Origin of the sequence: Alkalihalobacillus bogoriensis ATCC BAA-922, from assembly GCF_000621445.1 — a bacterium.
Classification (GTDB): Bacteria; Bacillota; Bacilli; order Bacillales; family Bacillaceae_F; genus Bacillus_AO; species Bacillus_AO bogoriense.
Map to the genome: position 1 here is coordinate 389102 of NZ_JHYI01000006.1, position 12514 is coordinate 401615.

The 12514-nt window shown below is 36.2% G+C and carries 11 protein-coding genes; 4 read left to right on the forward strand and 7 right to left on the reverse strand.

From position 1 onward, the window contains the following. The first annotated feature begins 245 nt into the window (after positions 1-245). Positions 246-1823, forward strand: coding sequence for a sensor domain-containing diguanylate cyclase (locus T323_RS0101850; protein ID WP_026671769.1), 1578 nt, complete (start codon positions 246-248; stop codon positions 1821-1823). A 128-nt stretch (positions 1824-1951) separates the two neighbouring features. Then, positions 1952-2929, forward strand: a complete 978-nt coding sequence (locus T323_RS0101855; RefSeq protein ID WP_026671770.1) for a LacI family DNA-binding transcriptional regulator — start codon at positions 1952-1954, stop codon at positions 2927-2929. A 95-nt stretch (positions 2930-3024) separates the two neighbouring features. Here T323_RS0101855 and T323_RS28660 read toward each other — a convergent pair whose 3' ends face one another. Beyond that, positions 3025-3180 (reverse strand): hypothetical protein, encoded by a 156-nt coding sequence (locus tag T323_RS28660; protein ID WP_156942364.1) that lies wholly within the window; start codon positions 3178-3180, stop codon positions 3025-3027. A gap of 177 nt (positions 3181-3357) precedes the next feature. Between T323_RS28660 and T323_RS0101865 the strand changes: the two genes are divergently transcribed. After that, entirely contained in the window at positions 3358-4173 is an 816-nt protein-coding gene (locus T323_RS0101865; RefSeq protein WP_026671771.1) for an ATP-grasp domain-containing protein, read from the forward strand. Here T323_RS0101865 and T323_RS27730 read toward each other — a convergent pair. The 4 genes from T323_RS27730 to T323_RS0101885 all read right to left on the reverse strand — a co-directional run bounded on the left by T323_RS27730 (position 4146) and on the right by T323_RS0101885 (position 8104). Then, positions 4146-5489 (reverse strand): bifunctional folylpolyglutamate synthase/dihydrofolate synthase, encoded by a 1344-nt coding sequence (locus T323_RS27730; RefSeq protein WP_026671772.1) that lies wholly within the window; start codon positions 5487-5489, stop codon positions 4146-4148. The two genes, T323_RS0101865 and T323_RS27730, sit on opposite strands and share 28 nt — an antisense overlap. A 160-nt stretch (positions 5490-5649) precedes the next feature. Next, complete coding sequence (locus T323_RS0101875) at positions 5650-6144, reverse strand: CBO0543 family protein (RefSeq protein ID WP_026671773.1); 495 nt, start codon at positions 6142-6144, stop codon at positions 5650-5652. Between the two features lie 44 nt (positions 6145-6188). Further along, positions 6189-7487 carry a voltage-gated chloride channel family protein gene (locus T323_RS0101880; protein ID WP_035177258.1) on the reverse strand — a complete coding sequence of 433 codons (1299 nt, stop codon included), beginning with the start codon at positions 7485-7487 and terminating at the stop codon, positions 6189-6191. Between the two features lie 8 nt (positions 7488-7495). Next, positions 7496-8104 carry a DUF421 domain-containing protein gene (locus tag T323_RS0101885; RefSeq protein ID WP_026671775.1) on the reverse strand — a complete coding sequence of 203 codons (609 nt, stop codon included), beginning with the start codon at positions 8102-8104 and terminating at the stop codon, positions 7496-7498. Positions 8105-8476: 372 nt separating this feature from the next. Here T323_RS0101885 and T323_RS0101890 point away from each other — a divergent pair, with 372 nt between their 5' ends. Continuing rightward, positions 8477-9127, forward strand: coding sequence for a transcriptional regulator (locus tag T323_RS0101890; protein WP_026671776.1), 651 nt, complete (start codon positions 8477-8479; stop codon positions 9125-9127). A 266-nt stretch (positions 9128-9393) separates the two neighbouring features. Here T323_RS0101890 and T323_RS0101895 read toward each other — a convergent pair whose 3' ends face one another. Further along, a complete protein-coding gene (locus T323_RS0101895) occupies positions 9394-10146 on the reverse strand; it encodes an ABC transporter ATP-binding protein (RefSeq protein ID WP_026671777.1) in 753 nt (250 codons plus the stop codon). Between the two features lie 16 nt (positions 10147-10162). Next, positions 10163-12490, reverse strand: coding sequence for an ABC transporter permease (locus T323_RS0101900; RefSeq protein WP_026671778.1), 2328 nt, complete (start codon positions 12488-12490; stop codon positions 10163-10165). Positions 12491-12514 lie beyond the last annotated feature (24 nt).

Consider the following 12514-nt stretch of genomic DNA (forward strand, 5'->3'; position numbering starts at 1 on the left):
ACTTTAAACAATGATCAAGAAGATACAAATTAATTTTCATTATGAAATATAATCTTTTTTTACTACTTATTCATTATACATATTACTAGTTTCTAATTCAATTCTAATTATTATAGGTTACTAAAATTACAATAAATACCTAATAATACTATTTTTCTATAAATATTGTAAGTCTTTTAGACTATTCACTTTTATAGTTTTATAGTAAAATGATTAATACTAAATATACATAGGGAGCAGTAATAATGCAATCACATTTTTTTATGAGCTTTATTCCCTTTCTTTTTTTATTTGCGATGGCAGCTGAAGTGTTCCTTCGCTCTCCATACAACTCGTTTCACCGTTTAACCTCTTTGTTATTGTTACTTTTTAGCTTTATTTTCCTAGCAGACTATCATATCGCACTGCTTTCTATAGAGGATGCAGAAGTATTTATCGTCTATTTTAAATATATTCCAGCTTTTTTAGCTATGATATTATCTATTTACTTTTTTAAAAAAGTTAGTAAAATTTCACTACATTGGTTGTTTCACTTTGTCTTTTTAGCGCCTTTACTTGGAATCTTTTTAATGCTACTCTTTCCAACTGAATATACCGTCAATATTCACGAAAATAATAATGGCTTTCGAACAGAGTTATCAAGCCCAGCTTTGTTAATTATCATTCTCATAACAGGTATTAATACACTCGCATGGAATATGGTTTTGTTAGTGTTAGGAGTAAAAAAGTCAAAAGCACAACATTACAGTTTTACTTTTCAAAAAAGGCTTGCCGTCATTTATAAGGGGACACTTCTAACAACTATTTATTTATTGATAACGGGCCTTATTATTTATATCGGAGTACAATTAGGAGTTTCTCTACTTTCCCTTTCTAGCTATAGTTCGATTATTTGGGCCATAACGATTCGCTATGCGATGGTAAAATTTGATTTTCTCACTACAGCTTCACAACGGTTTGAACTGCTTTTTCAAATGAGTTCAGATGGAATCGTATTTATAAATAAAAGGGGAAAGATAGAAGAAGCAAACTCAGCTTTTTTGAACATGGTAGGTAGAGAGAAAGTGGACATCCTTCAACAACCTTTTTCTACTCTTTTAAAACCAGAGGGAAGAAAATTATTGTCTCAATTTCTTAACAACGCTTTTTTTCAAAATTTGCCATTCCAAGTTCCATTTACAATTAACAATAAAGATGGCCTAGATATCATCGTTCAAGCAAGTTCAAGTTATATTGATTTTGATGGTGAAAGCTATATTTATTTAGTATTACGAGATATAACTAGCCAAACACTTTATGAAAACCAATTGAAAAAGCAAGCATACGAGGATCCGCTAACGGGTCTAGGAAACCGTGCTTTGTTCCATAAACAAATAAACACCTATTTACAAGACAAACCTCAACCTAATCAAATAATCGCAATCGTTTTACTTGATTTAGATAAGTTTAAATGGATCAATGACACTTATGGTCATGCAGCTGGGGATGCGGCACTTAAGCATGTTTCTTTCCAATTGAAAAAGAATATTCCAGATGATGCTATACCAATCCGAATGGGAGGAGATGAATTTGCCATAATCCTACGTGAAAAAAATAGGGTAATGATAGAAACAACCATTCAAACTGTCCTATCAAGTATAAAGCAACCATTCTATTACCAGGACACTGCTATATCTATCAATGGGAGTGCAGGTATTAGTCTTGCTTTCCAAGATGGGGACGATGTTGATTCGCTATTAAATCTAGCTGATAAAGCAATGTATCATGCTAAAAAAAACGTCAATGAAATGTATTGTTTTTCAATAGACATTGACATGTCATGACAAACCGCCGTAACCATATGACCGAAAAAACTGTATTCCTTAGCGAATACAGTTTTTCTTGACTCAAATTATGATATAATCCACTGTAACAACGTTGTTTATTTTAATAGTAGGAGGAATCGGTTCTTATGTCCGTTACGATTAAAGATATAGCAAAAGCTGCTGGTGTGAGTTACTCTACTGTGTCAAAAGCGCTTCTTGATAGCCCACTCGTAAAACCAAAAACAAAAGCAAAAATCAAAAAAATCGCGACAGAACTTGGCTATCAACCAAATGTAGCCGCACGAAGTTTAGTATCTAAAAAATCAAACACAATTGGAATTGTTTGGCCAACAGTTGAAAGAGTCGCCCATTCAGCTTTAATTACCGCTATAAATCAAAAACTAGAAGAACATGCCTATACAACGTTAATTTCAATAAACCCACTGAAAGATGCGATTAAAACATTTAGTCGCTTTCAAGTCGATGGAATATTAGTCTTTGATGAGACAAGTTATATTGATTCCATTGAAACAAACGTCCCTGTAATAACATATGGAATTGCAGGATCGACAAAACAATATCCGACCGTTGATGTGAATCGAAAAGCTGCGATAAAAGCTGCCGTGTCTTATTTACGTAATATTGGCCATAAAAAAATAGCTTACATTGGAAATTTAACTTCAGAAGATTTATTTCAAGAAGAAAAAGTAGCAGGGTTTAAAGAAGCAATATCAGAAGCTAATCTTGACAATTATGAATATTCACTTCTACCAATTACAGGTCTGGACCAATACGACGGGTATTTAGCAGCCAAAACAATTATTAATGCTGACCGTCCTACCGCTTTTATTAGTGGAAGCCAAGATTTAGCTAGAGGGGTTTTTCGTGCGGTTCATGAAATGGATTTGCATATTGCAGATGACATTTCTATCATTAGTTATGATAATATTCCTCAAAAAGAAGATTTAGATGTTCCATTATCAATTGTAGGTGTTCCACTCGATACAATCGCATCGACTTTATGCGATTTACTTATTGAGGTTGCTAACGGGAATCCCATTGCTCCATCGACAATTTTAACACCCGAAATACATATTACAACTTCATGTCAACCATTACCATAAGAAAAACGCGGAGCGTCTTTTCTTTCAAGGCTTCACTGCTAAAACAAGATTTGCCTTTCTTATAAGAAGATAAAAAAACAATTGTTAGTTATCCGTTAACAATTGTTTTGCCCTGCCATAGGAATTCTTTTACAGATTTCTGCATTAATGCCCTGACTTTGTAGTTTTTTTATAATTTGTGAAATGGACGTTTGTGGTTTCTCATTTTCATTTGTTTTCGTACGGTTCGAATATAGTGCCTTTAAATTCATTATATTTTTCACCTCTCAACTAACTAATTCTCGTTCCCATAGAAAATTCCTGCCTCTATTTGCTCATCCTTATTTAATCTTCTTGTTATTTTACAAGGAAAATATGAAGGGAATGTGAATTTCAGGATCTTTTTCACTTTCGAAAAGGAATATAACCATTGGAAAGGATTAAAAGTAATGACGACAAGACGATATTTATCTCTTATTCAACAATCTGTACAAAAAGACGGTGTCACCTTCAAAGAAATCGTTCCAGATTACCTTTATGTTGCTCAAAAAGACAATGATTCTTTTTTAATGCATGATGTAGAAATTGGATTAAATAACAGTGCGTCAATGAAAATTGCACAAAGTAAATCAGCAACCTATTCCGTTTTAGCTGCACATAAGGTTCCTGCTATTGAACATGTATTTTTGCGAAACACACTTTCTCGCTTTGCAACGGATGACCCTATTCATCAAGGTCGTCAATGGTATTCTAAGTGGAATCAAAAAGTCGTTGTCAAACCTGATACCGGGGCTCAAGGAAACCATGTTTATAAAATTGACGTGCCTGAAGAACTAGACCAAAAAATAAATACTATTTTCTCTTTGGAATATAATGTAGCGATTAGCCCGTTTTATGAAGCTACATATGAATACCGTATCATTACTCTTTTTCAACAGCCAAAACTCTTTATTGGAAAACAAAGGACAACAACTTGGAAACATAATTTAATCGGCGGCGCCAAACCTGTAGCGATAGCAAAGCCTTTACAAGCTGATTTAGCGGTTCTGGCCAAAAAAGCCTCGACCGCTTTACAATTAGATTTTTGTTCGATTGACATCTTACATACTAATAATGGTTTACGTGTCATTGAAGTAAACGACCAAGTAATGATGGATGAGTATGTGAAAGCGAATCCGTCTGTTGAAAACGAAGTGGCTCATGTTTATCGTGAGGCGATTTTACATCGTTTTCACCATTATCGACCAATATCAAGTAATGACTGACCAAGAAGTCGTTTTGCATTTCCGATAAACGTTTGGGTTCCTACAACAAGAACAATATCGGTTTGCTCCTTTGTTGTAACGAAAGTAAGCGCCTCTTCTAATGAAGAACATTCTATACTATTAGATAAAACAGCCTTCGCATCTTGAATCGCCTCTGTCGGGAATTCAAGATGACTTTTGTCAGGTGTTGTCACAATGAGCATTTTCGAAAAGCGAGAAACGACTTCCATTACTCCTTTATAATCTTTATCTTTTGGAACACTAACGATGGAAATCACGTCGAGGTCTTTTTTTTCCTTCAGTACATCCATTACATCTTGTAAATATATCGCTGCTTCACGATGAATTGCTCCATCCAACAAAATAACAGGATTTTGGCCAACAACTTCACATCGACCTGGCCAAATGATGTTGGAAAAACACTCGTGAACTGTGGAAAGGTCCAATTTCTTTTTTACGATATCTTCACATAACGCCACAGCCAATGCCGCATTTCTAGCATGGTATTCTCCTAATAATGGAACTGTAATATTAGTGTACCGTCTCGCTTTTGTGTTGACATCAAACATGGTTCCTTCTGGTGAAAGGGAAATATTGTCCACACTAAAATGAGTCCCACTGTATGTTACATGTTCTCTTGTCATAACCTCTTTTATTTGCCGAAGCACATCTTTTCGTTGGTTGTTCACATAAACAAACTTTGTCTCTTCTTTAACAATACCGAGCTTATGTCTAACAATATTGGGAAGGGTTGGACCGAGCTGTTTCATATGTTCTTCCATAATCGGGGTAATAACGGCCCATTCGTTTGAAAGGACGTTTGTATCATCAAAAGCACCCCCTCTGCCACATTCGATGACATTATAATCGGTTTGCTTCTCTTTAAAGTGTAAGAGTGCTATCGCCAATGTAATCCCAACTGGTCCTTGATATTCCGAAGGTGGCAATGATTGTTCAATCTTTTCGACACTCGCTTTTATTTTTAGAGCATACTTGATGAAATCCGTCTCGTCTATTGCTTTACCATCAATTCGAATCCGCTCTTTGAAGTCAACTAAATGCGGTGATGTAAACAACCCTACTTTATAGCCATGATAACTTAATAAAGAGGAAATAAATCGAGAAGTTGACCCTTTCCCTTTACTCCCTGTCACCAAAATAATGTTTTGACCTTGATCAGGTGCACCGATTTCATCAAGCAATGTTCGAGTAAACTGTGGTTTCCTTACGAATTCATCTTCTTCATGAATAAGATGCGGACGTGCTCGTAAATATGAATGATAGATGAAATCTTCTACTTCTTGTTGAGTTTTCATACCGTACTGTCTCCCATTCCAATATCAGTACGTCTATTATACGAAACAACGTTAAGAAAGTGTAGAAGTCTGACCCTAACACGAAGGAAATCATTGTGTACCGTGGCTACTACACCATAATGTAAAACTGCTGAACTTACATCGCTGAGCATTTAATTCATTAAATTGAAACTTTCTTCGTATTTAAAACACGGATACCTGCAATAATAGCTCGACAAATTAAAAACTTCAAAGCCATTCCGATAAACGAGTGGTACCACTTCCACCCTTTTTTCCATGTGATTAAATCGGTCCTTTTTTCTGCAATCATTTCAATTACTAGTTGGGGTACAATCACAACTAAAAGCTTTACTAGTATTCCGAATGGCTTGCTATTTAAAGTCCATTGATTAAAGTACAATAAAGCTAACGGATAATGAATAGTATCAAAAGGCAAATGGATTGAAAACTTCGATGATAGAGGTCTTACTTTATATTTTAAATACCCTTTCGACACAAAATAACGATCAATAATCGTATTTCCCGCACAGCCTACTAGAAACACGATCATCCAATCTTTAAACGAACGTTTAAAAATAGCAAAAGGCAATAACAAAATTGAGATTCCTGTTGTAACGATTAAAAAGTTTCGCTCAAACCTTTGTTTCTGTTTCATACGAAAGACACCTCCTCTTTCTATTCTCTTCTTGTTCAAATTTATTATTTATTTTTTTCAACTTGTCCAATTGTTTGTCCATTTTCAATATTAAACAATCGACTTTTCGGTTCAAACATCGTTTGTACCGGCCATAATCCATGGTGTCCGGAAAATAAATAACTTACAATGCATGCAACAAAGAAATATTCTACACCTTGTCCATCAAACATTTCTAAGGCTAACAAAAACGCTGCAATTGGTGTGTTCGTTCCTGCGCAAAAGGCAGCGATCATTCCTAAAGCGGCTAAAAAAGATAATGGTAAATTGAGGAACGGATAAAGTGCATTTCCAAATGTTGCACCCATGAAAAATAGTGGAATCGCTTCTCCACCAACAAATCCAGTACCAAGTGTAATGGCTGTAAAGAGTAGTTTTGCCAGAAAAGCAAACGGTGGAACTTCTTCAGTAAAGGATTGTTCAAGCATATCTAATCCTCGGCCATTATAATCCGTTGTCCCAAGTATCAAAGTTAAAACTACAATGACCACCCCCCCAGCAAATGCTCGTTTCATATGATTTTTTTGAAATATTTTTTCCGTCCATTTCTGTATCCAATGCCGCAATTGACAATATGCAAGGCTTATAAGTGAAAACAAAACTGATAATACAATAACCTTTACTACAGTTGTAACCGACATTTGGGGAATAGTTTGTAATAGAAACTTTTCATGCTCAACATTCCATGCTTTCTCTGTTATATAATGTCCGATAAAACTAGCCGTAACACACGGTACAACGGCTTCAAATTTCAACTTCCCTAGCGCAACCATTTCCATCCCAAAAACGGCTCCTGTAATCGGTGTTCCAAATGCCGCACCAAACCCTGCACTAATACCACTCATTAAAATCAACTTCGTGTCAATCGGTGGAACTTTAAAAAAACGATTGACTGCTTCAGCTACACTTCCGCCCATTTGAACAGCGGCTCCTTCCCGTCCAGTAGAGCCTCCAAATAAAACAGTAATAAATGTCCCAATATAAACAATGAACCCCATTCTTCTCATAATTGTTTTCTTTCCGTGAACAGCTTCTATGACTAAATTATTCAGATCCGCCGCATCATTCATTTTATTGTTTGCATAAACTTTCCCATAGTTCATGTACATATATCCAATGATAAGACCTCCTAGCGGCAGGAAATAAATAACCCATTTACTTCCATCTCGTACTTCCCCTAAAAAATCATTCATCTCTAACAATAATGCTGTTGTCGATCCCACAATAGCACCGATAATTGCTCCAAGAAAAACCCATTTTCCAAAAACTATTGCAAATCTTTGATATTTTCTTCTTCCGTTCATGTTTTCCCTCATTTCAATTGTTTCGGAGGTGAGATAGGATGAGCTTTATTTTTTACTTCTGTAAAAACATTATCTCTTTCTTTTTTCTTCGTAAATGAGTAATCGAGTGGCACAGAGCTTGATGCTTGAATCATAGATTTAAGCATTTCGATATCTTCTTTTGTTGCGTATTGCTTTGCTGGTTTTAACATATATCCTAATTGCCCATTTGATTCGATTGTTGCCCATTGAAGGTCGCTTACATGCTGGACCCCTTGCTGTCGTAATCGCACTTCAAGCATATCTACCGTTAAACGTAGCTGCCGTAAATTTTCTTCGTGAAGGATTCCGTCCTCGACAACAATAACTGATTTACCATAAAGAAAACTTTCAAGCTTATCAAATTTAAGCACTAAATACTCAATCAAAAGGAGAGTGAGAACAAGTAACAAAGTAATGAGTAATGTAATCCAAATATTCCTGTCCCCGACCGGTTGAATAATCAAAGAACCGACAGCGACCATCATCACCGTCTGAGCGACAGTTAATTGTGAAATTGATTTCCGACCGGCAAGCCGTAATATTAATACACCGCCGATAACGATAACAACCGCTTTCCACACGAAATGTAAATCCACCGCGATCTCCCCTTACAAAAACGCTTATTTATAGCATTTAAAAAGCCGTAGCAAAATATTCATATACGTGATAATCAAAAATGTGAGCAGTTCGTCTTGTTGATAGACATGTTTCCTTATATAGTGAATCATGACAACCTATTCATTGTTAATTTGCCTTCTCCATGCTTAACGGACTTCTGTTCCGTAAACAGCACTAAAATGGCGTGTTATCAAGCGAGGATCAGTCCGTTAACATTTCAACATCCACTCTTTTTTACAACATAGCGGAACAAATGTCCGATAGTTTTTCCTCCCCCCTCTCATTTATCAATTTCACCTTAAGAAACTCTCTCCACTTAACAAATTCAATTCGAAAGGAACGTGAATGATGTGGTAAAGTTTGAAGTTTTATTAGAACAGTGGCATCAAGAAAACATTCTTAACGAAAAAAAACAACGTCGTCGAGAGTATTTAGAAAAAGGGCTTGGTCATGGGACAATTGAATTTCTCCGTACCATTTGGTTTCCGACTTTCGGAAATCTCAATCATCTTTATCCAGAGTGGGAGGTGCGTGATTATAATAACAATTATCGCTATTTAGACTTAGCATATTTGCCTGGAAGCGGTGCAAAAGGTTGTATTGAAATCCAAGGCTACGGCCCCCATGCTCGGGATATTAATGTGACCCGCTTTAAAGATTTATGCTGGCGTCATTCTTTACTGGCATTGGAAGGATGGACGATTTTACCGATTGCTTATTTATCCATCAAGGAAGAACCTGAACTATGCCGACAACTTATGTTAGCTTTTGTTGGAAAATTCATATCCATTCAAGTACCCTCGACTTTTTCATCGCAAGAAGCAGAAATTATCCGCTATGCTAGACGAATCCCTAGGCCCTTTAGCCCTATAGAAATAGCCAACCATTTAAATATTAGCGATCGCCATGCTAGAAGAATATTGCAACACCTTCTTAATGAAAACATCATTACTGTTGCCAGTGGCAACAAACGGCTTCGAACGTACCGACTTGCATTGTAGGAAAATAGAAAAGAAGCCGGCATAATCTCTTGCCAGGCTTCTTTCCTTTCATTCGTTTTGGACATTTGTTCCGCTATTTTAAGGTTTTACCCTGTTTTCAGATTCCGTTCGGACTTCTGTTCCGTTATTTGCTTTACCAGAGCAAGTTTACATCTCGAAATCACCCTCTTAACGGAACTGATGTCCGATAACATTCCAAAACCCACTCTTTTTCACGAAATAAAGGATTATATGTCCGATTGTTTCGAGTTACGCCCTACTAATCTTTAAAAGTCTATTTTCATTAACCATTTCGTTAATGTAGCCTCTCTCTCTTTAAGATTTTCGACTCGATCGCCATCTTTTGTAAAACGCGTCTCCCCAACAATGTCTCCATCTAGCATAAACAAAACCCTATTTGCTTTAGCCGCTACTTTCACATCATGAGTGACAAGGAGAACCGCCGTCCCTAACTGACTGGCATTAACTAACAAGTCTATAACTTCATTTGTCGATTTTGAATGTAATGCTCCCGTCGGTTCGTCCGCAAATACAATGGCTGGGTTATTAATTAATGCACGACAAATCGCTACTCTTTGCAACTGACCTCCCGAGGCTTCCGTCATATCATGATTGGCAAGATGAGAAACCCCCATCTTTTCCATGAGCTCCATTGCCCTTTTATTAATGGTTGTTCTACTTTCGTTTTTAGCCAAATATCCTGGCAGCACAATATTATCCATAAGTGATAAGTTTTTCAAAAGATGGATATGTTGAAAAACAAACCCCATTTTATGCAGCCGCAATTGTGAGAGCTTTTTTTCCGAAAGAGTAGAAAGTTCCTGTTCCATCAATGTCACTGAGCCTTCAGTTATGACATCCATTCCGCTTATATTATACAGTAACGTTGATTTACCACAGCCAGATGGCCCCATCACAGCCACACATTCTGCCTCTTTGATTTCAATATTTACTCGATTTAAAATTGTAGTATCCCCGCTGCGTTTCGTAACTTCTTCCGCTCGTAAAATGGTTTTCATCCTTTTACCTCCCCTTCTATTTTTTTGTTGCTCGGATCGTTTGTATACTTATAACGGTAGCTGTGATAACAGTTGCCAGCAGTATAAATGGTCCTAAGACATAGGTTTGGAATGGGTTAATGATAAATTCAATTTTTGCTGCACCCATAAATGACAATATACTACTTACTAAAAATGGACCGAATGTATTCGATGCGACTATACCAACTAAGAGACTTAAAACGAAAATTGTCATAATTCGTGTAACATATTGCACTTGGATTTGATATTTAGAAAAACCGATGCTTCTCATAATATCAATTTGTGAAGCTTCTTTTGCGAGCAGCATTTTCATAAACAACAAAGTAATGACAAAGGTTAGACATGTCGCCACAACAATGAATATCATGGTCATTGTTCTTAGTTGTGCAATAACTTCTCCCAATGTTTCGTGCAAATACTCTTCAATACTCGTGACTTTTATTGGGTAAAACAAGCGACTATACTCGGCACGTTTTTGTGAAATATGAACGCCATCTTTAACATTGATATTGATAACAGACCAAATGACTTCCTCAAGACGAACCGGTAACATCGCTTTAGCTGTCCGGCCTCCATGAGTTATATCTTGGTAAATCCCACTAACAGTCAAATGCAGTTCTCCTCCAGCTGTTTCAATGATAACGTTGTCTCCTACTTTCTTTTCTAGCTCTTTTCCAAGTAAATAAGATAAACCAATTTCGTTCTCTATAGTTGGAGCATCTCCTTCCATATACTGGAGTGGAAACATCGAAAAGTCCCCTGACTCAATATTGATATTTTCAAACACACCATCATTATTTTTCACTTTGAATTGACTTGTCAGCATAGGAGAAAACTGAGAAATATCATTATCCATTTCTAAGTTTTCGATGATATCTTGAAAGCGTTCATTCATATCTTCTGAATACTGGATGTCAATGCGAACATCACTTTTTCCGATTCCCATATAACTTGTAACTGTTGGTGCTTGCATCAAATTTAAGACATGGACCGGAATTAAAATCATCATTGTACTTAAAACAAAAACAAAGGCTAAGAGAACATACAGCGTTGCTCGGCTTACAACCGCTTTAATTCCGATAAAAACATTCACATCAATAAATCTATTATTTCTAAGTGAAAAGATAGATTTACGCTTTCCTTTCACACTTCCACCTAGTGTTCCAACATGAAGTGCATCGATGGCAGATATTTTTTTGAATTTGCCAACCATAAGACGGCAAAATAGGACAACGACAAGAAAGAGGAATAAACAGGAAAGAAAAGCTATACTTTCAATGATGACTCGGTTTGTAGGCTCCCCAACAGAACTTGCTATCATTTGGATGAGAAACGGACGCAAGACGATAGATACACTAAAGCCAATGACAGAAGCAACACCGGCAATTAAAACATATTTATACAAATAAAGTTTGTGAATATCACTCTGCTTGATTCCTATCGCTTTTAAAACTCCTATTTCTTTATAGCTTTCTTCTATCGTTGCGACAATAACAAGTCGTGTACAAAGAAGAGCAATGACAATGACTAGAAAACTAACAACAATAAGAAGCATGGCGACCATACCATCAGATACGGTATAAAGTAACATAATAGAATGAATATCGACAGCTGGCCCTGTTTGCGGTAATGGAGAAGATTGGTACATACTGTGGAAATCAGCGATTCGACTTTTATCATGCAATGAAAATTCAATTAAATATTCAATTTCACCAATTGTATTTCGTAATTCTTCAAAATCATCATCATGTACTAAAAAACGTTTGGAATGGATAATCGCTGGGTTCATAAGTGAATCTTTAATGAAATAGCCGATCGTGAACTGCTTTGTTATTTTTCCGTCTCGAATTATAACTGTATCCCCGATTTGTACTTGGTTTTTTTCTTTGTAAAAAATCGGTACGCCAATCTCACCTTTTTCGATTTCAACCATTTCATTGTCCACATTTACGAGAAAGTCAAAGTCTTGATTTTGCTTCACGATACTAACGTCCATCACACTATTACTTTCTGGGGTATGGCTATTTCCTAAAAATAATGCAGACCCATTAATATTGACCATTTCTACGGTTTGTTGTTCTTGAACAAGTGGATTGGCAATACTCCATTCATCAATCATAGCCTGGTTTACTTCTCCAACATGCATTTGAACAAAATCCGGTGCTTTCGCTTTTGTCACTAATTGTTCGTTCGATTGGCTTACATTCAATACGATACCAACACCACTTGACATAAGAATGGCGGACAACAGGATGAAAGTAAACAAAGAGATATGAATGACTTTATTTTGTGTTATATCTTTTTTTATTAGCTTTTGCAGCATATTCGCACCTCAGCTTATTGGTTT